Genomic DNA, 24427 nt, shown 5'->3' on the forward strand with positions numbered 1-24427 from the left:
CGTTTTGGGAGCTAACAACGGCTTCAAGGCCAACGCAACCCCGGCATTTCCACGGCAAGTGTGCTACGCAGCATTGAGTTAATTCCGTCCGGCGCATTGACCTTGCTGAGCATCCGAAACCTCTCAAAGACCTTCTCCTCGGCCGGCGAGCCGGTCCATGTGCTGCGTGGCGTCGACCTCGACCTCAAGGCCGGCGAGCGCGTCGCGCTGACCGGCGAGTCCGGCAGCGGCAAGAGCACGCTGTTGCACTTGATCGCGGGTCTGGATGCCGCCGACGACGGCACAATTCGCCTGGAGGACACCGAGGTCACCAAGCTCTCGGACGCGGGCCGGGCCGAGCTGCGGCGCGACCGGATCGGCCTGGTTTTTCAGCAGTACAATCTGATCCCGAGCCTGTCGGTCGCCGACAATCTCGCCTTCCAGGCGCGGATCGCCGGCCGTCACGATGCGGCATGGTCAAAGGAGCTGATCGAGCGGCTCGGGCTCGGCAATCTGCTCAAGCGTTATCCAGAGCAATTATCAGGCGGCCAGCAGCAGCGGGTCGCGATCGGCCGGGCGCTGGCGACAAAGCCCTCACTGCTGCTCGCGGACGAGCCGACCGGCAATCTCGACGAGGATACCGCCGACGACGTGCTGGCGCTGACGCGCGATCTCGTCACCCGCACCGGCTGCGGCTTCCTGATGGTGACACACAGCCTGCATCTCGCCGGCACGCTTGACCGCCACGTCACCTTGCATGCGGGGCGGATCGCATGAGGCGCGCGCTGTGGGTCCTCGCGGTGCTGCTGAGCCACTGGCGACGGCACAAGATGCAGTTCGCGACGCTCCTGATCGGGCTGATCGCGGCGACCGCACTGTGGAGCGGCGTGCAGGCGATCAACCAGCAGGCCCGCAATGCCTATGACCGCGCGGCGGCGACGTTCGGCGGCGTGCGCACGGCGATGCTGGTGGCGCCTGATGCCGCGACCTTCTCGCAAGAGCTGTTCATAAAACTTCGCCGCGCGGGCTGGCCGGTCTCGCCGGTGCTGGAAGGCCGCGTCCAGGTCAACGGGCGCTCGGTGCGGCTGCTCGGCATCGAGCCGGTCACGATGCCGGCCGACGTCGGCAATGCGCCACGCCTCGGCGCCTCGGATTTGAGCAGTTTTGTTGCGCCGCCCGGCCAGACATTGGTGGCGCGGGAGACGCTGAGCGATCTGCAGGAACAGGAAGGCGCGGCACCGCCGATCAGCAACGGCGCAAAATTGCCGCCGCTGCGCGTGCTGCCGCAGCTCGTGTCCGGCGTACTCGTCGTCGACATCGGCGTCGCGCAGCGGCTCCTGAACAAGCCGGGCCAGGTGTCGTGGCTTTTGATCGGCAAGCCGAGGGGCAAGCCGGCGCCGCTGGCCAGTATCGTCGGCGAGAAGTTGCAGCGGGTCGAGCCGAATGCGGAGACGGAGCTGGAGCGCCTCACCGACAGCTTTCATCTCAACCTGACCGCCTTCGGCCTGCTGTCGTTCTTCGTCGGCCTCTTCATCGTCAACTCCGCCGTCGGCCTCGCCTTCGAGCAGCGGCTGCCGATGCTGCGCACGTTGCGGGCCTGCGGTGCCTCGGCGCGGCTGGTCAACACGGTGCTGGTGGTCGAGCTGGTGGCGCTGGCGCTGGTCGCAGGATTGATCGGGCTCGTCTGCGGCTATTTCATCGCGGCTGCGCTGTTGCCCGACGTCGCGGCGTCGCTGCGCGGGCTGTATGGCGCGCAGATCCCGGGACAGCTCACACTGCGCTCCGAATGGTGGCTCGCCGGTATCGGCATCAGCATCGCGGGTGCACTCGTGGCCGCCGCGACCAGCCTGATCAAGGCGGTCAGGATGCCGGTGCTGGCGACTGCGCAGCCGTACGCCTGGCAGCAGCGGCAGCGCCGCTGGCTGATCCTGCAGAGCGGCGCGGCCTGCGCCGTGTTTGCGGTCGCGCTGTTGCTGCTGCACTACGGGCAATCGCTGATTGCGGGATTCGGCGTGCTGGCCGCATTGATGTTCGGCGCGGCGCTGATCCTGCCGGCATTCCTCGAGATCATCCTGCTCGTGGGCCAGCGCTGGGCGAAGGGGCCGCTGGCCCTGTGGTTCTGGGCGGACAGCCGGCAACAGCTCTCCGGCTTGTCGCTGGCCCTGATGGCGCTGCTGCTCGCGCTGGCCGTCAATGTCGGGGTGTCCACCATGGTGGAGACCTTCAGCCGCACCTTCGTCGGCTGGCTCAACGGGCGGCTTGCCGCCGACGTCTACATCAGCGCCTCCGACAATGCGCAAGGCGTCGCGATCCGGAGCTGGCTGAAGGAGCGCAGCGACGTGCAGGCGATCCTGTCGGGCGGACGCGCCGATACGCAGGTTCAGGGGCAGCCGGTCGAGCTGCTCGGCCTGCCCGATCATGCGCTCTATCGCGAACGTTGGCCACTGCTGGAGACCGCGCCGCGCGCCTGGACCCAGCTCGTGCCCGGCAATGCCGCCTTCATCAGCGAGCAGCTGAGCCGCCGCCTCAACGTCCGCGTCGGCGATGTCATCGAGGTGCCGGCGCCCGGCGGCACCTGGGAGCTCGACATCGCCGGCATCTATGCCGATTACGGCAACCCCAAGGGGCAGCTCGCCGTCAACGTCGCGGCGCTGATCCGGCACTTCCCGCAGACGCCGCAGACGCGGATCGGCCTGATCGTCGCGAAGGAAAATATCCCCGGCCTGATCGCGGCGTTGCAGAAGCAATTCGCGCTCGACGACCGCAGCGTCGCGGATCAGGCAACAGTGAAGGCGGAATCGATCCGGATCTTCAACCGCACCTTTGCGGTGACGTCGGCGCTGAATGCCTTCACGCTCGGCGTGGCCGGCATTGCGCTCTTGACCAGCCTGCTGACACTGGCGAATTCCCGCCTGCCGCAGCTCGCGCCGCTGTGGGCGATCGGCATCACCCGGCCGCGCCTTGCCGCGATCGAACTGACCAAGACATTGTCGGTTGCGCTGTTCACCTCCCTGCTGGCCGTGCCGCTCGGATTGCTGGTGGCTTGGTGTCTGATCGCGATCGTCAATGTGAAGGCGTTCGGCTGGCGGCTGCCGTTCCACGTGTTTCCGCTGCAGCTGGTGGAGCTGGTCGCGGTCGCGCTGATCGCTTCGCTGCTTGCCGCGCTGCTGCCGATGATACGACTGGCGCGGATGCAGCCGGCGAGCCTCGTCAAGGTGTTTGCCAATGAGCGCTGACAAGATTTCGCGGCGCGCCTTCGCCGGCGGCATCGCCGCCCTCGCGGCGGCCCGCCGTGCTGGCGCGCAAGGCTATGCCGGGCTCGGCGAGACCGCCGACGGCTTTGCGAAGGTGACGCCGGGAAAGACGTTCAGCTTCCCGGCCGATCACGGCCCGCATCCGGAGTTTCGCATCGAATGGTGGTATCTCACCGCGAACCTCGTCGATAGCAGCGGAGCGGCTTGCGGCCTGCAATTTACGCTGTTCCGCCAGGCGGCGCGGCCAGGGCCGCAAGGAGAGGGCTGGGCCAATCAGCAGATCTGGATGGCGCATGCGGCGGTGACGCGCGCCGACACCCACCGCTTCAACGAGGTGTTTTCGCGCGGCGGCATTGGACAGGCCGGCGTCACTGCAAAGCCATTTGCGGCGTGGATCGACGATTGGGAGATGAAAGAATCCGAGCGCACCGACGATCGCACGTTGGCGCCGCTGACGCTGAAGGCTTCGGGCACCGACTTCAGTTATTCGGTCACACTGGAGGCCGATCGTCCCGTGGTGCTGCAGGGCGATCACGGCTACAGCCGCAAGTCCGAACGCGGGCAGGCGTCCTACTATTACAGCCAGCCGTTCTACCGCGCCCGCGGCAGCCTCACGATCGACGACAAATCCGTCGATGTCTCGGGCCAGGCCTGGATGGACCGCGAGTGGAGCAGCCAGCCGCTCGATGCCGACCAGACCGGCTGGGACTGGCTGTCGCTACATCTCGCATCCGGCGACAAGCTGATGCTGTACCGGCTGCGCCAGAAGGACGGCAAGGACTATCCGTTCGGCAACTGGATCAGCGCCGCGGGTGACACACAGATGATTTCGGGTGACGATATCCAGATGAGTCCGAAAGCGACCGCCGAGATCGCGGGGCGCAAGTTGCCGGTGGAATGGCAGATCGCGATCCCCTCACGATCATTCTCGATTGGCTGCAGGCCGCTTAACCCAAAAGCCTGGATGGGGACCGGCTTCTCCTATTGGGAAGGGCCGATCAGCTTTGCCGGCACGCATGACGGCGTTGGCTATCTCGAGCTGACCGGCTATTGAAGCGCGACCTCCTCAAAAGGATCTGCGATGTATCATCTCACCGCCCTCGTCACGCTGCTGGCGATCGCATTTTACATGTTCACCTGCATCAACGTCTCGCGCGCGCGCACCAAGACCGGGGTCAAGGTGCCGGCGATGTCGGGCCATCCGGATTTCGAGCGCGCCTTCCGCATCCAGGCGAACACGCTGGAATGGATGCCGGTCTTCCTGCCGGCGCTCTGGCTGTTCGCGATCTATATCGGCGACGCTATTGCAGCGGGAATCGGCGCGGTCTGGATCATCGGCCGCATCGTCTACTTCATCGGTTATTCGCAGGCGGCGGCAAAGCGCGGCCCGGGCTTTGCGATCCAGGGCATTGCGGCGATTGCGCTGTGGGCGGGGGCATTGGGGGCGGTGGTGTTGCGGATGGTGTGAGGCGCGGCATCACGCGCGCCCGTCTCCAGGGCGCGGTGCAGCGTGTAACGCCGCGCCGCTGAACCGGGACCCAATCTGGTCTCGCCCCATGGAGAAATGTGGGTTCCGGCTCTGCGCAGCAGCGTTTCACGCTGCAGCGCGTCCGGGACACGAGAGCCTCACTTCGTCAGCGGGCAGCCGCTGTCCTTGGCGGCGAAGAACGCCTTGTCGCCGGGGACGGTTGCGAGCAGCTTGTAATAGTCCCACGGCTTCTTCGATTCCGACGGCTTCTTGACCTCGAACAGATACATGTCGTGGACCATGCGGCCGTTCTCGAGCACCTTGCCGCCCTGCGCAAAGTCGTCGTCGACCGGCAGCTCCTTCAGCTTCTTGGCGACCGCGTCGGGGTCCTTGGTGCCGGCGGCCTTGACCGCCTTGAGATAGCTCAGCGTCGCCGAATAGGTGCCGGCCTGAATCATGTTCGGCATCCGGCTGGTGCGCTTGAAGAAGCGTTCGCCGAAATGGCGGGTGCGGTCGTTGAGGTCCCAGTAATAGCCCTCGGTCAGCACCAGGCCTTGCGCGGCCTGCAGGCCGAGACCGTTCACCTCGGCGAGCGTCATCAGGAGGCCGGCGAGCTTCTGACCGCCGGAGACGATGCCGAACTCGGCGGCCTGCTTGATCGAGTTGGTGGTGTCGAGGCCGGCATTGGCGAGGCCGACGATCTTCGCCTTCGAGCTCTGCGCCTGGAGCAGGAAGGAGGAGAAGTCCGACGAGTTGAGCGGCACGCGGACCGAGCCGGCCACCTTGCCGCCATTGGCGGTGACGATCTCGCTGGTGTCCTTTTCCAGCGCATAGCCGAAGGCATAGTCGGCAGTGAGGAAGAACCAGGTGTCGCCGCCCGCTTTCGTCAGCGCGCCGCCGGTGCCGACGCCGAGCGCACGGGTGTCATAGGCCCAGTGGAAGCCGTAGGGCTGGCAGGCATCGCCGGTGAGGCGCGAGGTCGCGGCGCCGACGACGATGTCGATCTTCTTCTTTTCCTTGGAGAGCTCGTGGATCGCGAGCGCGACCGAGGAGGTCGTCAGCTCCGTGATCATGTCCACGTTCTCGACGTCGTACCAGCGCCGCGCGATCGACGTGGCGAGATCCGGCTTGTTCTGGTGATCGGCGGTGACCATCTCGATCTTCTGGCCAAGCACTTCACCGCCGAAATCCTCGATCGCCATCTTGGCGGCTTCGACCGAGTATTTGCCGCCGTAGTCGGCATAGACGCCGGACTGATCGTTGAGAATGCCGATCTTTACGCCTTGCGCGAAGGCCGGCGCAGCCAGCAACAGAGCAGACGTCGCGACAGCGGCCAAAAGTGCTGATTTCATATGTTGGCTCCCAGCAGTTTTCTGTTTTGAAATCGCGCGGATACTAGTGAAGAACCCCGCGCCTGCCCATCCATTTCGGCGTAGGCCGTTAGTATGGGATTCTGCGCGCCAACCACCGCTGTCGTCCCGGGGCGCGCGTAGCGCGAGCCCGGGACCCATAACCACAGGGAGAAGCTTTGCGAAGGCTCGGAGTTACCTGTCTCGCGCCGCAATTTCCCCCTGGGGGTATGGGTCCCCGCTTACGCGGGGACGACAGCGAGGGTGTGGATACGCCAGTGGCCACCCGCAACAACTAAGAAGCCACCACCTCCGGCTTCTTCCCCTCGTTCCGCCCTTCCGCCAGGTTCCGCACCACCACATAGAAGATCGGGGTGAACAGCAGGCCGAACAGGGTGACGCCGATCATGCCGAAGAACACGGCAACGCCGACCGCCTGCCGCATCTCCGAGCCGGAGCCGGACGATATCACCAGCGGCAGCACGCCGAGGATGAAGGCGAAGGAGGTCATCAGGATCGGCCGCAGGCGCAGGCGGCAGGCGTCGATCACCGCCTCCAGCCGCGGCTTGCCTTCTTTCTCGATGTCGCGCGCGAACTCGACGATCAGGATCGCGTTCTTTGCAGCTAACCCCACCAGAACGACGAATCCGATCTGGGTGAGGATGTTGACGTCCTGCCCCATGATGCGCACGCCGATCGTGGCGGCCAACAGGCACATCGGTACGATCAGGATCACCGCGAACGGCAGCGTCCAGCTGCCATATTGCGCGGCGAGCACGAGATAGACGAACAGCACGCAGATCGGGAACACGAGCAGGCCCGCATTGCCGCCGGTGACCTGCTGGTAGGAGAGATCGGTCCATTCGAAGGTGAAGCCGCTCGGCAAGATGTCGTCCGCGAGCTTCTTGATGGTGTTGAGCGCGGTGGTCGAGCTGGTGCCCGGCGCCGGCTCGCCTTGGAGCTCGGACGCAGCATAGAGATTGTAGCGCGCGACGCGGTCGGGGCCGGAGACGTCCTTGAACTCGACCACGCTGCCCAGCATCACCATGTCGCCGGAGGCGTTACGCGTGCGCAGGCGCGAGAGGTCGCTGGGCTCTTTTCGGAACGGGAAGTCAGCCTGCGCGGTGACGTGATAGGTGCGGCCGAACAGGTTGAAGTCGTTGACGTAGGTCGATCCGAAGTAGGTCTGGATCGTGTCGTTGATGCTGGCGATGGGCACGCCGAGCTTCTGCGCCTTGGTGCGGTCGATGTCGACGAAGAGCTGCGGCGTGTTGGCCGAGAACGGCGAGAAAACCGTGGGGCCGAGCAGCAACGGCGATTTGCGCGCCGCGGCGACAAGCTCGTCGGTGGCCGCGGCGAGCAGCTCAGGTCCTCGGCCCTGGCGGTCCTGGACGCGGATGGTGAAGCCGCCGCCGGTGCCGATGCCGGGCACGGCCGGCGGCGGAATCACGATGATGAAGGCGCCCTGGATTGCGGCCAGGCGCTTGCGCAGTTCGACCGTGATGGCGTTCGCAGACAATCCCTTCTTCATCCGCGCCTCGGGCTCGTCGAACACCGGGAACAGCGCCGCAGCATTGCCCGCCTGCGTGCGGGTGGCGCCCGAGAAGCCGGCGAAGGCGGCGACGCGAACGATGCCGGGCGTGTCCAGCGAGATCCGCTCGATCTCGCGCACGACTTCGGTGGTGCGCGCCAGCGACGCCGCGCCCGGCAATTGCACGGAGATGATGACGTAGCCGCGATCCTGCGCGGGAATGAAGCCCTGCGGCGTGGTCGCGATCAGCCAGCCGGCGCTGCCGATCAGCACGACATAGATCAGGATCATCACCACCGAATGGCGGATCACGAAATTGGCGAGGCCGGCATAACCATGCGAGAGCCGGTCGAACACGCGGTTGAAGACGCCGGTGAACGCATTCCAGCCACGCGCGAGGAGATTCCAGGCGGCAGGCGGTCGCTTCTCTGCGTGCGGCGTGAGGATCATCGAAGCCAGCGCCGGCGACAGCGTCAGCGAGCAGAAGCAGGAGATCGCGGTCGCCACCGCAATGGTGACGGCGAATTGCTGGAAGAACTGCCCGGAGATGCCGCCAATGAATGCGGTCGGCACGAACACGGCGCAGAGCACCAGCGCGATCGAGACCAGCGCGCCGCCGACCTCCTCCATGGTCTTCAGCGCCGCATCGCGCCGACTTAAGCCGTGCTCGAGATGGCGCTCCACATTCTCCACCACCACGATGGCGTCGTCGACCACGATGCCAACCGCAAGCACGAGGCCGAACAAGGTGAGGTTGTTGATGGAGAAGCCGAGCGCCGCCATCACCGCGAAGGTGCCGACCAGCGAGACAGGGATCGCGATGATCGGAATGATCGCGGGCCGCCAGCCTTGCAGGAACACCAGCACCACGATAACCACGAGCAGCATGGCCTCGTAGATGGTCTTGATCAGCTCGTGGACGGACTGCGCGATAAACTCGGTCGGATTGTAGCCGATATTGTAGTCGAGGCCTTTCGGAAAGCTCTCCTTGAGCTTCACCATGGTGTCGGAGATATTCTTTGCCGTCGCAAGCGCGTTCGATCCCGGCCGCTGCGTCACCAGCATGGCAACCGCCGACTTGCGCAACAGGAAGCTGTTGGTGGAGTAGGCGAGAGCACCGAGCTCGATGCGGGCGACGTCGCGCAGCCGCACCGTGCGGCCGTCGGAGCCGGCCTTGATCAGGATGTCCTCGAACTGCTTCTGGTCCTTCAGGCGCCCGGTGAAAACGAGGTTTGGCTGGAAGGCCCGGTCGGCGATCGGCGGTTCGGCGATCTGGCCGCCCGCGATCTGGACGTTCTGGGCACGGATCGCCGCCAGCACCTCGGTCGAGGTCAGGCCGAGATTGGCGATACGATCAGGGTCGAGCCAGAGCCGCATCGAATAGTCGCGTGCGCCGAAGATCTGGATATCGCCGACGCCGTCGATCCGCAGCAACTGGTCACGGACCTGGAGCAGCGCGTAATTGGAGATGTAGAGCTGGTCGAACGTATCGTCCGGCGACAGCATGAACACGACCATCAGGATGTCGGGCGAGTTCTTGCGCGTGACGACGCCGTTGCGCTGCACTTCGTCCGGCAGCTGCGGCTGTGCGATCGCGACGCGGTTCTGCACCAGCACCTGCGCCTTGTCGAGGTCGGTCCCGAGCTTGAAGGTGACGGTGATCGTCAATTGCCCGTTCGAGGTCGCCTGGCTGTAGAGATACAGCATGTCCTCGACGCCGTTGATCTGCTGCTCGATCGGAGCTGCGACGGTGTCGGACACGGTCTGCGCCGAGGCGCCCGGATATTGCGTGGTGACAACGACGGTCGGCGGCACAACTTGCGGATATTCGGAGACCGGCAGCGTCGTATAGGCGAGCGCGCCGACGATCAGCAGCACGATCGACAGCACCATCGCCAGGATGGGCTGGTTGATGGAGAGACGGCCAAGGTTCATGACTTGTCACCGGACTTGGCCGGCGCTGGCGCGGGAGACGGAGCGACCTTGGCGCCGACGCGAGCGCGCTGGATGCCGTTGACGATGACGCGGTCCTCCGCCTTCAGCCCCTCGCGGATCACGCGCAGGCCCTCATCGAGCGGACCGAGCACCACCGGGCGGGCCTCGACGGTGTCGTCCGGCTTCACGACGAACACGATCTTGCGGGACTGGTCGGTCGCGACCGCGACGTCGGGAATCAGCAGCGCCTCATAGGGCGCGCTGCCGATCAGCCGGACGCGGCCGAACTGGCCCGGCAGGATCGAGAGATCGGTGTTCTTGATCACGGCCCGGCTGCGCAGCGTGCCGGTTGAGACATCGAGGCGGTTGTCGAGGAAGTTGATGGTGCCCTCATGCGACGGCTTGGTCTCGCCGGCGAGCGTCACCTGCACCGGGTTCGCGGTGTCGCGCGAGCTCGGGCGGCGGCCTTCGAACCACAGCTTGCTGTATTTGATGAAGGTAGCTTCATCCATGTCGAAATAGACGTAGATCGGATCGAGCGCGACGATCGAGGTGAGCAGCGTCGAGGTGCCGGTATCGCTGCCCTGCACGAGATTGCCGGGGCTGACGAGATGGCGACTGACGCGGCCGGTGAGCGGCGCGGTCACATGGGTGAACTCGATATTGAGCCGGGCGGCCTTCAGCGCGCCTGCGGCCTGCGTCTCCGCGGCATGCGCCGCCTGCAGGGCCTGGCGGCGCTGGTCGACGGCCTGCTCGGAGACCGCGCTGGTCTGGACCAGGTTCAGGCCACGGTCGAGCTCGCGCTTGGCAAGCTCCACCTTGGCACGCGCGTCGGACAACTGGCCGTCCGCCTGCTCGGCCACCGCCTCGAACGGGCGCGGGTCGATGACGTAGAGCAGGTCGCCCTGATGCACGATCGCGCCGTCCTGGAACTCGACGGAGTTGACGAAGCCGCCGACACGGGGGCGCACCTGCACCTCCTCGACCGCCTCGAAGCGGCCGGTGAACTCGTCCCAATCGGTGACGGTGCGCTTGACTGGCTGGGCAACGGTCACCGGCGGGGGCGGTGGGGCGGCGGCCTGCGAGGCCGGTTGTCCGCAACCAGTGAGAGCGAACGTCGCGGCGAGGAGCCCGGCAATTGCGCAAAGTCGAGGTAGGACGAAATCGTGCGTTTTGACAAAATGCTCGTTTCGGTCCGGTCCGCTCATCCCAAGTCCCTCGCACATTTGCCGCAGCAAAAGCAGCGTACTCGCCTACCCGCGGGCGACACAAGATGGGTTTCAATGATGAAATCTTCAAGACGAAAGCGCGCGCAACGCTTGGGAGGATGCCCTAGCCGGATGACGGGTTGACAGCGAGAGAGATGATGACAAGCGGCAGCTGATGCGCGTCGGCGGAAGGTCAGCAATCAAGACGCGGCGCTCGCCACCCTCCCCGGGAGGCGGAGGGTAAGAAAGTCGCCAGCGTCTTCGCACATGACGGACACCGTCCGCTCGGCTAGATTGCTCCCAGAAAAACAAAGCCGAATTGTCCTGGGAGGACAGGCGTGCACCAGGGACGTGTCGTTTACGGCGCGATCGAGGAGGTTGTGTTCGGCCATCCCGCGGCCGAGGCCGTCGTTGCGCAGATGGATCGGCTGGGGACGCGCCGCGCCTTCCTGATGGTCTCCGGCACGCTGAACCGTCAGACCGACGAAATCGCGAAGATCAAACAGGCGCTCGGCGCGCGCTGCGCCGGCCTGTTCGACGCCATGCCGGCGCATACGCCGCGCGAGGCGGTGATCGCGGCGACCAATGCGGCGCGCGCAGTGAACGCCGACCTGATCGTCACCGTGGGCGGCGGCTCGATCACCGACGGTGCCAAGGCGGTGCAGCTCTGCCTTGCCAACGGCATCGACGACGTCGAGGGCATCGAGCGCATCCGCGTCCACAAGGGCGTCGCGCCCGAGATGACCGCCCCTAACGTGCGGCAGATCAGCGTGCCGACCACGATCGCCGGCGGCGAGTTCAGCGCGATCGCCGGCGTCACCGACCGTGGCACGCATGTGAAGCAGATGCTGCGGCATCCGCTCACGGTGCCGCGTGCGACCATCCTCGATCCCGCCATCACCGTGCACACGCCGGAATGGCTGTTTCTCTCCACCGGCATCCGCGCCGTCGACCATTGCGTCGAGGCGATCTGCTCGCGCGAGACGCACCCTTATGCCGACGCGCAGTCGGTGAAGGGGCTGGCCATGCTCGCCGACGCGCTGCCGCGGGTGAAGGCCGACCCTGCCGATCTCGACGCCCGCATGGATGCGCAGATCGGCACCTGGCTGTCGATGGGCGCGCTCGCCGCCGGCGTGCCGATGGGCGCGAGCCACGGCATCGGCTATGTCCTGGGTGCGGCCTTCGACGTGCCGCACGGCTACACCTCCTGCATCATGCTGCCCGCGGTGATGCGCTGGAATGCGCGCGACAATTCCGAGCGCCAGATGATCGTCGCCGCCGCGATGGGTTTTCCCGGCCACAACGCCGGCGACGTGCTCGACGCCTTCATCCGCTCGCTCGGCATGCCGCGCAGCCTCGCCGACGTCCGCGTCTCGCCTGAGCATTTCGACGCCATCGCCGAACAGGCGATGCGCACCAACTGGATCCCGCGCAACCCGCGCAAGATCGGCGGCCCCGCCGACATTCGCGAAATCCTGCTTCTCGCCGCATAATTTCAAGCCGGAGGACTGATGTATCCAGGTCAGCATGCTCGTCTACGCCCGCTCCAGCCCGCCTTCATCATGGCTGCAACCGGCGAGGCCGTCACCTATCGCGAACTCGATGCGCGCAGCAACCGCCTGGCGCATCTGTTCCGCAAGCACGACTTGAAGCGGCTCGACCATTATTCGATCTTCATGGAGAACAATTCGCGCTACCTCGAAGCCTGCGGCGCGGGCGAGCGCTCCGGGCTGTACTACACCTGCATCAACTCGTTCCTGACGCCGGGCGAGCTCGCCTATCTCCTCGTCAACAGCCAGTCGAAAATCCTGATCACGTCCGTTGCGAAACTCGACATCGCCCGCGAGGCGATCAAGGCCTGTCCGGACATCAAGCTCTGCATCGTCGCCGACGGCCCTGGCGAGAGCGACCGTATCGTCGGCCTCGCCGAGGTGACCGCCGACCTGCCCGAGGCTCCGATCGCCGATGAATGGCTCGGCACCGCCATGCTCTATTCATCCGGCACGACCGGACGGCCGAAAGGCATCCTGCGCCCGCTGCCGGAGGAACCGCCGAAGCACAATCTGCCGCTGTTCGATTTCCTGACAAAGCTTTGGCGCTACCGCGAGGGCATGGTCTATCTCTCGCCTGCCCCGCTCTATCACTCCGCGCCGCAAGCCGCGGTGAACCTCACGATCCGCATGGGCGGCACCGTGATCATCAAGGAGACGTTCGATCCCGAACGTTATCTCCAGCTCGTCCAGCAATGGGGTATCACCCACACCCAGCTGGTGCCGACGATGTTCTCGCGCTTGCTGAAGCTGCCGGAGGAGGTGCGCGGCCGCTACGACCTGTCGTCGCTGGAGATCGCGATCCACGCCGCAGCGCCCTGCCCGGCACTGGTCAAGGACGACATCATCAAATGGTGGGGGCCGATCATCCACGAATATTACGGCGCGACCGAAGGCCTCGGCTTCACCGCCTGCAACAGCGAGGAATGGCTTAGCCACCGCGGCACCGTCGGCAAGGTGCTGCTCGGCGACCTCCACATCCTCGACGAGAACATGAGGGCGTGCCCGACCGGCACGCCGGGCCAGGTCTGGTTCAAGACGGCATCGTCGTTCGAATATTTCAACGACCCCGAGAAGACCAGGGAGGCGCGCTCGGCCGACGGCAGCATGAGCACGGTCGGCGACGTCGGCTATGTCGACGAGGATCGTTTCCTCTATTTGACCGACCGCGCGACCTTCATGATCATCTCCGGCGGGGTGAACATCTATCCGCAGGAATGCGAGAACCTGCTCATCACCCATCCGAAGGTCGCCGATGCCGCGGTGTTCGGCGTGCCCAATCCCGATCTCGGCGAAGAGGTGAAGGCGGTGGTACAGCCGATGCCCGGCATCGTGCCGGGCGAGGCGCTCGCCGAAGAACTGATCGCCTTCTGCGGTCAATCGCTGTCGCGGCAGAAGGTGCCGCGCTCGGTCGATTTCGAAAAGGAACTGCCGCGGCTGCCGACGGGCAAACTGTACAAGCGGCTGCTGCGGGACCGATATTGGGGGAACAAGACGTCACGGATCGTGTGAGCCCCACTGTCGTCCCGGGGCGCGACGAAGTCGCGAACCCGGGACCCATAACCACCGGCGGGAGTCGTCACGCGAGCAGGTAACTCCGAGTCTTCATCAAACGACTCCCGTGGTTATGGATCCCGGATCTGCGCTTCGCTTGTCCGGGACGACGGCGGAGTTTGTTGAGGCAGCTGCCCGCAACATCTGCACAGGAACCATCCCTTCGCACCTGCACTCTCACATGAAGAGAGTGTGAACGCCTGCGGCCTTCCGTCATCCGAATTGTCGAGGCGGCGAGCGGCCTTGCCGGTTGCCTCGCTGCACGTGCGTCGCTATCGTCTGACAAACAGGCCGCAAAGGCCCAAAAGACTAGTGTCCAGGGAGGATGAGCATGCGGAGCGTGTGGGCGCTCGCCGCAGTGGCGGCGCTATCTGTGCTGACGGCCTCGACGACCACGCTCGCCGGCGGGCCCAAACAGGGCGGAATCCTGCGGATGTACCACCGCGACAGCCCCGGCAATGCCTCGATCCATGAAGGCGCGACCTATTCGCTCAATGTTCCCTTCATGCCTGTGTTCAACAACCTCGTCATCTACAAGCAGGACGAGGCGCAGAACAGGATGGACAACATCATTCCGGAACTCGCCGAGAGCTGGGCCTGGGTCAACGACAACAAGACGCTGACCTTCAAGCTGCGCCCGGGCGTGAAATGGCATGACGGCAAGCCGTTCACCTCCGCGGACGTCAAATGCACCTTCGACATGCTGATGGGCAAGTCGCAGCAGAAGTTCCGGCAGAATCCGCGCAAGACCTGGTACGAGCAGGTCAATGACGTCTCCACCAACGGCGACCTCGAAGTTTCCTTCAACTTGAAGCGGCCGCAGCCGTCGCTGCTGGCCCTGCTCGCCTCGGGCTACACGCCGGTCTATCCCTGTCATGTCTCGCCCGGCGACATGCGCACGCACCCGATCGGCACCGGCCCGTTCAAATTCGTCGAGTTCAAGGCCAATGAATCGATCAAGCTGACCCGCAATCCCGACTATTGGCGCGAGGGGCGGCCCTATCTCGACGGCATCGAGTTCACCATCATCCCGAACCGTTCGACCGCGATCCTCGCCTTCGTCGCCGGCAAGTTCGACATGGCGTTCCCGACCGAAGTGAGCATTCCGCTGCTGAAGGACGTCAAATCGCAGGCGCCGAAAGCGGTCTGCGTGGTCGAGCCCAACAATGTCGCCACCAACATCATCGTCAACTCGTCCGCGCCGCCGTTCGACAATATCGATATCCGCCGCGCCATGGCGCTGTCGCTCGACCGCAAGGCCTTCATCTCGATCATGTTCGAGGGCCAGGGCGATGTCGGCGGCACCATGCTGCCGCCGCCGAACGGGCTGTGGGGCATGCCGAAGGAGATGCTCGAGAGCATTCCCGGCTATGGCCCCGATGTGAACGCCAACCGCGAGGAAGCCAGGAAGCTGATGCAGAAGGCCGGCTATGGGCCGGACAAGCATCTCGCCGTCAAGGTCTCAACCCGCAACATTCCGGTCTATCGCGATCCCGCGGTGATCCTGATCGACCAGCTCAAGAGCATCTATATCGACGGCGAGCTCGACGTGGTCGAGACCGCGAACTGGTTCCCGAAGATCGCACGCAAGGACTACATGCTCGGGCTCAATTTGACCGGCAACGCCGTGGACGATCCCGACCAGTCGTTCTACGAGAACTATTCCTGCGGTTCCGAGCGCAACTACACCAATTACTGCAACAAGGAGATCGAAAAGCTGTTCGACGTGCAGTCGCAGGAGACCGACGTCAACAAGCGCAAGAAAATGGTGTGGGACATCGACAAGAAGCTGCAGGAGGACGTCGCCCGCCCGATCATCTTCCACGCGCGCACCGGCTCCTGCTGGCAGCCCTATGTCAAGGGCGTAACGGTGATGTCGAACAGCTCCTATAATGGGTATCGCTACGAGGACGTCTGGATGGACAAGTAGCGCAGGCGGCTGACGATTTCGACAGGAGGCGATGCATGCTTGCCTATCTGGTGCGGCGCCTGTTCCTGATGCTCGTGACCCTGTTCGGGATCTCGGTCGTCATCTTCTTCCTGCTGCGCGTCGTGCCCGGCAACATCGTCGACATCCTGTTTGCCGCGGCGGGCTACGTCGATCCCGCCGACAAGGCCAATCTGGAGAAGGAGCTCGGCATCGACCAGCCGCTGGTCGTGCAGTACTGGCACTGGATCAGCGGCTTTCTGCGCGGCGATTTCGGCTACTCCTATGTTTCGGAGAAGCCCGCGCTTCAGGAGATCCTGCCGCGGATCCCGATCACCGCGCGGCTCGCCGGGCTGGCGCTGCTGTTCTCGGCGTCGATCGGCATTCCGCTCGGCGTCATCAGCGCGGTGAAGCAGGGGACACGGCTCGATTACGCGTTGCGCGTCGTCAGCCTCAGCGGCTTGTCGCTGCCCTCGTTCTGGCTCGGCCTGCTGATCCTCACCGCTTCGGTGGCGATGTTCAACCAGATGCCGATCTTCAATCCCAATCCGCAGACCTGGCTCGAGGCGTTCGCGACCTACGCCGTGCCGGCGGCCGCCGTCGGCTTCCGTAGCGCGGCGCTGACCATGCGCATCACGCGATCCTCGATGCTGGAGGTGCTGCGGCAGGACTATATCCGCACCGCGCGCGCCAAGGGCGCCTCCGACGCCGCCGTCAACTATAAGCATGCGCTGAAGAACGCGATCCTGCCCGTCATCACCGTGATCGGCATCGAGGCCGCGTTCCTGATCGGCGGCCTGATCGTGACCGAGACCGTGTTCAACATCCCCGGCGTCGCGCGCTTCCTGGTCGAAGCGATCCGCTGGCGCGACTACCCGATCGTGCAGAACCTCGTGATGCTGATTGCGGTCGTGGTGGTCAGCGCGAACTTCATCGTCGACATGCTCTACGCGGTGTTCGATCCGCGCATCCGGTATACGGATTAGGAGATCAGCTTGGCCGCGATTGACTATGATCTCGAACTGAGGCGGGCCGGCGCGCATGCGACCGGCGGCTGGCGGCGCGTACTGTATTTGGCACAGCGGCACGTGCTGGGCGCGGCCGGGCTGATCATCATGACGCTGTTCGTGCTCACGGCGATCTTTGCCGACTTCATCGCGCGCTACGATCCCCTGACCATCGACGCCGCCCGTGCGCTGGCGCGCCCGAGCCTGGCGCACTGGATGGGCACGGACTCCTTCGGCCGCGACGTGTTCAGCCGCATCATCCACGGCGCGCGGATCTCGCTCGCGGTCGGCATCGGCTCGACGGCACTTGGCGGTACGATCGGCGTCATCGTTGGCCTCACCTCCGGCTATCTCTCCGGCTGGGTCGACCTCGTATTCCAGCGCGTCTCCGACATTCTTCAAGCGCTTCCATTGCTGGTCCTGGCGCTGATCATGACCGCCGCGCTCGGTCCGTCCCTGCCGAACGTCATCATCGCCATCGCCATTCCGCTGATCCCGACCGTGTCGCGCGTCATTCGCGCCAACACGCTGGCGCTGCGCGAGCTGCCCTTTATCGAAGCCGCCAAGTCGATCGGCATGAGCGAGGTGCGGATCGCGCTACGCCACGTGCTGCCGAACACGCTGGCGCCGCTGATCGTGCTCGCGACCGCGCAGCTCGGCTCGACCATCCTGACCGAAGCCTCGCTGTCCTTCCTCGGCCTCGGCATTCCCGAACCCTATCCGTCCTGGGGCCGCATGCTCTCGGAATCCGCCGCCGAATATGTCCGCACCGCGCCGTGGCTGGTGATCTTCCCCGGCATCGCAATCAGCCTCGCCGTGTTCGGCGCCAACCTGTTCGGCGACGCCCTACGCGACATCCTCGATCCCCGGCAGCGCGGCTGATGGCAGACAAATCCGATCTCGTGCTCGATGTGAAGAACCTGAAGACGGTGTTCTTCACCAATTCCGGCCTGTTCAAAGCCGTCGACGACGTCTCGTTCACCGTGAAACGTGGCGAGACGCTCGCGATCGTCGGCGAATCCGGCTGCGGCAAGAGCGTCACCGCGCTGTCCCTGATGCGGCTGGTGCCCGATCCGCCCGGCCGCATCGTCGGCGGGTCGGTCACGCTCGAAGGCACCGAGCTGCTGGCGCTGGATGAATCCGAGATGCGTGCTGTCAGGGGCAATCGCATCTCCATGATCTTCCAGGAGCCGATGACCTCGCTCAATCCGGTGATGCGGATCGGTGACCAGATCGTCGAGGCGGTGCGGTTGCACCGGGCGATGCCGGCCAGAGAAGCCCGTGACATCGCGGTCGAGATGCTGCGGCTGGTCCGCATTCCCGAACCGGCACGGCGCGCGCGGGAATATCCGCATCAGCTTTCCGGCGGCATGCGCCAGCGCGCGATGATCGCGATGGCGCTCGCCTGCCGGCCGGCGCTGCTGATCGCGGACGAGCCGACCACCGCGCTCGACGTCACCATCCAGGCGCAGATCCTGGCGCTGATCCTCGACCTTCAGAAGGAGCTCGGCACCGGCCTCGTGCTGATCACGCATGATCTCGGCGTCGTCGCGCAGACCGCGCAGCGGGTGATCGTGATGTATGCGGGGAAGAAGGTGGAGGAGGCAACGGTGGAAGCGCTGTTCGCCGATCCCAAGCACCCCTACACGCGCGGGCTGATGGCCTCGATCCCGGCCGTGCCGGCGTCAGGTGTTCCGGTGCAGGCGCGGCTGAACGAAATTCCCGGCACGGTGCCCTCGCTGGTGCGGTTGCCGAAAGGCTGCGCCTTCGCGCCACGCTGCAAGCTCGCGATCAAGCGTTGCGAGGCCGAATATCCGCCGCTGGAGGACTGGGGCGGCGGCCATCTCGCGGCGTGCTGGCGCGCGGCCGAAGTGGCGGAGGTGGCATGACCGAAGCGCTGCTCGAAGTCACCGATCTCAAGAAGCACTATCCGGTGCGCGCCGGCGTGTTGCGGCGGCAGGTCGGCACCGTGCATGCGGTCGACGGCGTCTCGTTCTCGGTTCATACCGGCGAGACGCTCGGCCTGGTCGGTGAATCCGGCTGCGGCAAGTCGACGGTGGCGCGCAGCGTGCTGCGGCTGGTCGAGCCGACTTCGGGTCAGATCCGCCTTGACGGAGAGGACATCACCCGTCTCTCCAAGACCGCGCTGCGGCCGCATCGCCGCTCGATGCAGATCGTGTTCCAGGACCCGTTCGCTTCGCTCAATCCGCGCATGGCCGCCGGCGACATCGTCGGCGAGCCGCTCACCGTGCATGGGCTCGCAAGCGGCAAGGAGCTGGAAGCGCGTACCGCAAAACTGTTCGAGCAGGTGGGCCTGCGGCCCGATCAGATGCGCAACTTCCCGCATCAATTCTCCGGCGGCCAGCGCCAGCGCATCTGCATCGCACGGGCGCTTGCGCTGGGTCCACGCCTGATCGTCTGCGACGAGCCGGTCTCCGCGCTCGACGTCTCGATCCAGGCGCAGGTGATCAATCTCCTGATCGACCTGCAGAAGGCGCACGGCTTCTCCTATCTCTTCATCGCGCATGACCTCGCCGTGGTCGCCCATATCAGCCACCGCGTCGCCGTGATGTATCTCGGCCGCATCGTCGAGATCGCCGGCAAGGACGAGCTGTTCCGCAATCCGCGCCATCCCTACACGCAGGCCCTGCTCGCCTCCGTGCCGGTTGCGAACCCGTTTGCCAAGAAGCTCGCGCCGCTGGTCGACGGCGACGTGCCGAGTCCGGTCAATCCGCCCTCCGGCTGCGCATTTCACACCCGCTGCCGGTTTGCGATCGAGCGGTGCAAGACGGAGCGGCCGGCGCTGGTGGACGCAGGCGGCGGACATCAGGTGGCGTGCCTGCTCAACGAGGGGACGGGGCGGAGCCAGTAGCAACAGGCCGCAACGCCCGGATCACCGGCCAGGCCGCCAGCGCGGCGGCCAGATGCTTGAGCGTGTGGCCCGAGACAATGTGGCCTGTCGCTTCAAATATGGTCACGTCACCCAGCTCGAAAAGCTTGGCCAGCGCGTAAAAGAAGATCACGCCGCCCAGAGACACGCCAAGCGCACCGGGCCGGGGCCGTGTCAACGCCAGTCCCACGGCCAACGCCATGCCGCCGAACTGCACGACCACCCATGGCGTGAGATTCTCGCGTGCCACCCAGGCCGCGAGCAGGCCCGCAACCGTCACCAGCACCACCACCGCCTGACCGGCACGCACGCTGATGCGCTCGCTGGCCGCGATGCCCAGAAAGCCCGCGAACGCCACCGCCATACCGAGACGATCGGCCACCAGCCGCTGCGGCGCGTCGGGATCCAGATGATAGATGCACGATCCTATGCAAGTGAGGATCAGACCCACGAAGAGGCAACCTGCACCCGCGGGCGCATCAGGGTGGGCACGCAGGCGCAGCAAGCCCCAAGCGCCCATCGCCAGGAAGGCAAGATTGCTCAGCACGTCGCCGGCGTTGGGCACGCCCAGCCAGGTGCGAGTGTCGACGAAATGCGGGATGTGCCAGGCGGAGGCGGGCAACGCCGGCGCGAGGAGCGCCACCAGCGTCAGGACGAAGAGCGCGCCAATCAAATATTTTTCGCGGATCTGAGGTGCGGCGAACGGCAGTCGGTTGGACCGCGAAGGGAGCGTGGCAGCTGTGTTTCGGCCGGGATCAGTTGCGCGCAACATACAGGCCTCCTCGTGAATTGAACATCGTTCAATATTAGTAAGCCGAAAGTGAATATTGTTCAATAAAACTGCGCTTGAGCACGAACTGGTAACTATCGGATTGAAATCATTCAAATTTCGGCGCGAAAACGAAGAGCTGCCACGGCAGGGCTCGACGGAGCATCTCACCCCATCGTCATTGCGAGCGCAGCCAAGCAATCCGGGCCCCTCCGAGTAGTGAGACGGGATTGCTTCGTCGCCTCCACCTTCGCTCTTCGAGCTAGGGCGGACAAGTCGTTCCTCGCGATAATGGCGAGAGCGCTACCCCGCCCCGATCTCCGCCACGACCCTACCCGTGGTGACCTGCTCGCCTTCGGCGACGTCGATCGCGGCGATAACGCCGTCGATGCCGGCCTTGTGGACGTGCTCCATCTTCATCGCTTCCAGGGTCATCACCGGTTGACCGGCGGTGACGCGGTCACCGGGCTTGACCAGCACGGCGACGACGCGGCCGTTCATGGCGGCGCGGACTTTGCCATCGCCGCCGTTGGTTGCGGCCGCCTTCGGCGCGGCGAGGGTGAGATCGGTGACCGCAAGCGGGATGCCGCGATGCTGGAGGTAGAGCCGGTCGCCATCGCGCAGGAATTTTGCGCAGTCCATCACGCCGTCGTGGCGAAAGCGGATGGCGTCGGGATCGAGCTGGTCGATCTCGAACTTGTCCTGACGGCCGTCGGCGGCGACGATGTAGCCGCCATCGCGCTCACGCGTGACTTCGAGCTCGTGGGTGTGGCCGGCGATCTCGACTTTCGCCGGCAGCGGGAATGTTGCCGCCAGGCTCCGGCCACCTTGCCATGACGGCGCGCGCGGATTGGTGACATAGAGCAGCAGGCCCGCCAGCGCCGTATTGAATGCAGCATTCGCCGACGGCGCCAACAGTTCGTCGCGATGTGCACCGATGAAAGCTGTCGTCGCCTCGCCTCTGGCAAATCCGGGATGGCGCAGGCAGGACATCAGGAACGCCTGATTGGTGGTCACGCCAAACGCAGTGAGTTGCTCCAGGCCGACAATCAGCCGCCCCCTCGCCTCCTCCCGTGTCGCGCCATGGCTGATCACCTTGGCGATCATGGAATCGTAGAACGGCGGAATCCCCGCACCCGATCGCAGCGCGTGCTCGACGCGGATGCTGTCAGGTACCTGCCAGCGCGCCATGCGGCCGGACTGCGGCATGAAATCCTGCGCGGCATCTTCCGAGCACAGCCGCACCTCGATGGCGTGGCCCGAGAATCGGACGTCCTGCTGCTTCACCGGCAGAGGCTCGCCGCGCGCGACACGCAGCTGCAGCTCGACGAGATCGAGCCCGGTGATCGCCTCGGTGACGGGATGCTCGACCTGGAGGCGCGTGTTCATCTCCATGAAGTAGAATTCGCCGCTGGCGTCGAGCAGGAATTCCAGCGTGCCGGCGCCCTCATAGCGCAGCGCCTTGACTGCGGCGACAGCGACCTCACCCATTTTCGCGCGCAGCTCCGGCGTGACCGCCGGCGATGGCGCCTCCTCGATCAGCTTCTGATGTCGCCGCTGCACCGAGCAGTCGCGCTCGCCGAGATGGATGGCGTTGCCGTGGCTATCGCCGAACACCTGGATTTCGATGTGCCGCGGGTTCTGGATCGCTCGCTCGAGGATGACCGTGGGATCGCCGAACGCGGCGTTTGCCTCCGACCGCGCGCTGCGCAGCGCATCGGGGAAGGATGCGGCATCGGTGACCAGCCGCATGCCGCGGCCGCCGCCGCCCGCAACCGCCTTGATCATCACGGGGAAGCCGATCTTCCTGGCTTCCGTGAGCATGACCTCGTCGCTTTGGTCGGCGCCCTGATAGCCGGGAACGCAGGGCACGCCGGCCTTCTTCATGATCTCCTTGGCGCCAGCCTTGTTGCCCATCGCCTCGATCGCCAGCGGCGAGGGGCCGATGAAGACGAGGCCGGCCTCCTTGCAGGCCTGTGCAAAGTCCTCGTTCTCGGCGAGGAAGCCATAGCCGGGATGCACGGCATCTGCGCCGCTCACCTTGGCCGCGGCGATGATCGCGGGAATGTTGAGATAGGATTGCGCCGGCAGGGCTTCGCCGATGCGCACGGCCTGGTCGGCCTGCCGCACGTGGAGCGCATCGCGATCGGCATCCGAATAGACCGCAACGACGCCGAGGCCGAGTTGCCGCGCACTCCGCATCACCCGCAGCGCGATCTCGCCGCGATTGGCAACCAAAACCCTGAAGAACGGCCGGTGCTGCACTGATCCGTTCCTCATGGGCGGGCCACCGAGAATTGCATGCGCTGGGGCGTGCGCGCGTCGCCCTCGCGGCAGATCGCGAGCACCTCGGAGAGCACCGCACGGGTGTCGCGCGGGTCGATCACGCCGTCATCGAGCACGCGGGCGCTGGTCGAGAACACGTCCATCTGGCCGTCGAACACACCGATGATCTGCGCCTTCATCGCGTCGAGCTTTTCTTTCTCAACCGGCTTGCCCCGGCGCGCGGCGGCGGCCTCCGTCACGATCGCCATGGTCTCGGCGGCCTGCTCGCCGCCCATCACGGCGGTCTTGGCGTTGGGCCAGGAGAAGCAGAAGCGCGGATGGAAGCCGCGTCCGCACATGCCGTAATTGCCGGCGCCGAACGAGGCGCCGCAATAGATGGTGATCTGCGGCACCGTCGCCGACGTGACAGCCTGGATCATCTTGGAGCCGTGCTTGATCATGCCGGCTTCTTCATAGGCCTTGCCGACCATGTAGCCGGTGGTGTTGTTGAGATAGAGGATCGGCGTGCGGGTCTGACAGCAGGCCTGGATGAAATGCGTCGCCTTGTTGGCGCCGGCGGGATCGAGCGGGCCGTTGTTGGTGATGATGCCGATCGCCTGGCCTTCGATGCGGGCGTGACCGCAGACGGTGGCGGGGCCGTAATTGGGCGCCATCTCGGTGAAGTCGGAATCGTCGACGATGCGCGCGATCACCTGCTTCATGTCGACGGTGCGCTTGTGGTCCATCGGCATGATGCCGAGCAGCTCGTCCTGGTCGTAGCGCGGCGGTTTGAACTGCGGAGCCGCGCGGCCCGGCCGCTCCCATTCCAGCGCTGCCATGATCTCGCGCGCGATGCGCAGCGCATCGCGGTCGTCCTCCGCGAGGTAATCGCCAAGACCTGAGACCTGCGTGTGCATCTCGGCACCGCCAAGCTCTTCCTCGGTCGCGATCTCGCCGGTTGCGGCTTTCAACAGAGGTGGCCCGGCGAGGAACGCGCGGGTGCGGCCACGGACCATGACGATGTAATCGGACAGGCCGGTCTGGTAGGCGCCGCCCGCGGTCGACGAGCCGTGCGTGACGGTGACGACCGGCAGCCCCGCCGCCGAGAGCCGCGCGAGATTGCGAAAGATGTTGCCGCCACGGACAAAGTCCTCGACGCGGTAGCGCAGCAGATTGGCCCCGGCGCTTTCGACGAGCTGGACGTAAGGCAGCTTGTTCTCCAGCGCGAGCTCCTGCACCCGCAGCGTCTTGTCGAGGCCATAGGGCTGGAGCGCGCCCGCATCGATGCCGGCGTCATTGGCACTGACCATGCAGCGGACGCCGGAGACGAAGCCGATGCCGGCGATGACGCCGCCGCCGGGCACGCTCTTGTTCGCATCTGATACGTCGAACATGTAACCGGCGAGCGTCGAGAGCTCGATGAAGGGCGCGCCGGGATCGAGCACCAGCGCGACGCGTTCGCGCGGCAGCAGCTGGCCGCGCTTGTGGAAGCGATCCTTTGCCGCCGCCGACGCCGCACGCGTGCGCTCTTCCAGCGCGCGCATGCGGTCGATCAGCGCGAGCATGCCGTCGCGATTGGCATGATAGGCAGTGCTGCCGGGGGAAGTGGTGTTGTCGAGAATGGACATAACTCTATCCTGCTCGTCATTGCGAGGAGCGAAGCGACGAAGCAATCCAGACCGTCACCGCGGAAAGACCCTGGATTGCTTCGCTTCGCTCGCAATGACGGTTGAGGCGATAC

17 protein-coding genes are annotated in these 24427 nt (G+C 65.4%); 11 read left to right on the plus strand and 6 right to left on the minus strand.

What is annotated here, in order from left to right; all coding sequences use genetic code 11:
- Positions 1 to 102: 102 nt before the first annotated feature.
- Genes AB7Z56_RS41640 through AB7Z56_RS41655 form a run of 4 tightly spaced genes read left to right on the plus strand, consistent with a single transcriptional unit; the run spans position 103 to position 4701 of the window.
- A complete protein-coding gene (locus AB7Z56_RS41640; protein ID WP_231143709.1) occupies positions 103 to 756 on the plus strand; it encodes an ABC transporter ATP-binding protein in 654 nt (217 codons plus the stop codon).
- Positions 753 to 3215 (plus strand): FtsX-like permease family protein, encoded by a 2463-nt coding sequence (locus AB7Z56_RS41645; RefSeq protein ID WP_063979970.1) that lies wholly within the window; start codon positions 753 to 755, stop codon positions 3213 to 3215. Before AB7Z56_RS41640 ends, AB7Z56_RS41645 begins: the two co-directional genes overlap by 4 nt.
- Positions 3205 to 4287, plus strand: coding sequence for a lipocalin-like domain-containing protein (locus AB7Z56_RS41650; protein WP_063979971.1), 1083 nt, complete (start codon positions 3205 to 3207; stop codon positions 4285 to 4287). The genes AB7Z56_RS41645 and AB7Z56_RS41650 overlap by 11 nt, the downstream gene beginning before the upstream one ends.
- Positions 4288 to 4314: 27 nt before the next feature.
- A complete protein-coding gene (locus AB7Z56_RS41655) occupies positions 4315 to 4701 on the plus strand; it encodes an MAPEG family protein (RefSeq protein WP_063979972.1) in 387 nt (128 codons plus the stop codon).
- Positions 4702 to 4859: 158 nt separating this feature from the next.
- Here the strand turns inward: AB7Z56_RS41655 and AB7Z56_RS41660 are convergent, their stop codons facing one another.
- The 3 genes from AB7Z56_RS41660 to AB7Z56_RS41670 form a co-directional block, all read right to left on the minus strand.
- On the minus strand, positions 4860 to 6053 hold the full coding sequence (locus AB7Z56_RS41660) for an ABC transporter substrate-binding protein (protein WP_063979973.1): 1194 nt from the start codon (positions 6051 to 6053) through the stop codon (positions 4860 to 4862).
- A gap of 292 nt (positions 6054 to 6345) precedes the next feature.
- Positions 6346 to 9516: an efflux RND transporter permease subunit gene (locus tag AB7Z56_RS41665; RefSeq protein WP_063979974.1), complete on the minus strand. Its 3171-nt coding sequence runs from the start codon at positions 9514 to 9516 to the stop codon at positions 6346 to 6348.
- Positions 9513 to 10724, minus strand: a complete 1212-nt coding sequence (locus tag AB7Z56_RS41670; RefSeq protein WP_063979975.1) for an efflux RND transporter periplasmic adaptor subunit — start codon at positions 10722 to 10724, stop codon at positions 9513 to 9515. Before AB7Z56_RS41670 ends, AB7Z56_RS41665 begins: the two co-directional genes overlap by 4 nt.
- A gap of 338 nt (positions 10725 to 11062) precedes the next feature.
- Between AB7Z56_RS41670 and AB7Z56_RS41675 the strand changes: the two genes are divergently transcribed.
- From AB7Z56_RS41675 to AB7Z56_RS41705, 7 genes are all read left to right on the plus strand, one after another.
- Entirely contained in the window at positions 11063 to 12217 is a 1155-nt protein-coding gene (locus AB7Z56_RS41675; RefSeq protein WP_063979976.1) for an iron-containing alcohol dehydrogenase, read from the plus strand.
- A gap of 18 nt (positions 12218 to 12235) precedes the next feature.
- Positions 12236 to 13786, plus strand: coding sequence for an AMP-binding protein (locus AB7Z56_RS41680; protein WP_063979977.1), 1551 nt, complete (start codon positions 12236 to 12238; stop codon positions 13784 to 13786).
- 373 nt (positions 13787 to 14159) lie between these two features.
- Positions 14160 to 15758 carry an ABC transporter substrate-binding protein gene (locus AB7Z56_RS41685; protein ID WP_063979978.1) on the plus strand — a complete coding sequence of 533 codons (1599 nt, stop codon included), beginning with the start codon at positions 14160 to 14162 and terminating at the stop codon, positions 15756 to 15758.
- A gap of 35 nt (positions 15759 to 15793) precedes the next feature.
- Positions 15794 to 16741: an ABC transporter permease gene (locus tag AB7Z56_RS41690; protein WP_063979979.1), complete on the plus strand. Its 948-nt coding sequence runs from the start codon at positions 15794 to 15796 to the stop codon at positions 16739 to 16741.
- 9 nt (positions 16742 to 16750) lie between these two features.
- Complete coding sequence (locus tag AB7Z56_RS41695; protein ID WP_063979980.1) at positions 16751 to 17644, plus strand: ABC transporter permease; 894 nt, start codon at positions 16751 to 16753, stop codon at positions 17642 to 17644.
- A complete protein-coding gene (locus AB7Z56_RS41700; RefSeq protein ID WP_063979981.1) occupies positions 17644 to 18651 on the plus strand; it encodes an ABC transporter ATP-binding protein in 1008 nt (335 codons plus the stop codon). The genes AB7Z56_RS41695 and AB7Z56_RS41700 overlap by 1 nt, the downstream gene beginning before the upstream one ends.
- On the plus strand, positions 18648 to 19634 hold the full coding sequence (locus tag AB7Z56_RS41705) for an ABC transporter ATP-binding protein (protein WP_063985943.1): 987 nt from the start codon (positions 18648 to 18650) through the stop codon (positions 19632 to 19634). Before AB7Z56_RS41700 ends, AB7Z56_RS41705 begins: the two co-directional genes overlap by 4 nt.
- Here the strand turns inward: AB7Z56_RS41705 and AB7Z56_RS41710 are convergent.
- The 3 genes from AB7Z56_RS41710 to AB7Z56_RS41720 form a co-directional block, all read right to left on the minus strand.
- Entirely contained in the window at positions 19606 to 20424 is an 819-nt protein-coding gene (locus tag AB7Z56_RS41710; protein WP_063979982.1) for a hypothetical protein, read from the minus strand. The two genes, AB7Z56_RS41705 and AB7Z56_RS41710, sit on opposite strands and share 29 nt — an antisense overlap.
- A 300-nt stretch (positions 20425 to 20724) precedes the next feature.
- Positions 20725 to 22701: an acetyl/propionyl/methylcrotonyl-CoA carboxylase subunit alpha gene (locus AB7Z56_RS41715; protein WP_063979983.1), complete on the minus strand. Its 1977-nt coding sequence runs from the start codon at positions 22699 to 22701 to the stop codon at positions 20725 to 20727.
- Positions 22698 to 24314 carry an acyl-CoA carboxylase subunit beta gene (locus AB7Z56_RS41720; RefSeq protein WP_063979984.1) on the minus strand — a complete coding sequence of 539 codons (1617 nt, stop codon included), beginning with the start codon at positions 24312 to 24314 and terminating at the stop codon, positions 22698 to 22700. The genes AB7Z56_RS41715 and AB7Z56_RS41720 overlap by 4 nt, the downstream gene beginning before the upstream one ends.
- Positions 24315 to 24427: the final 113 nt, after the last annotated feature.

It is taken from the genome of Bradyrhizobium sp. 482_C4_N1_8 (assembly GCF_052075965.1).
In the GTDB taxonomy this organism is placed as follows: domain Bacteria; phylum Pseudomonadota; class Alphaproteobacteria; order Rhizobiales; family Xanthobacteraceae; genus Bradyrhizobium; species Bradyrhizobium barranii.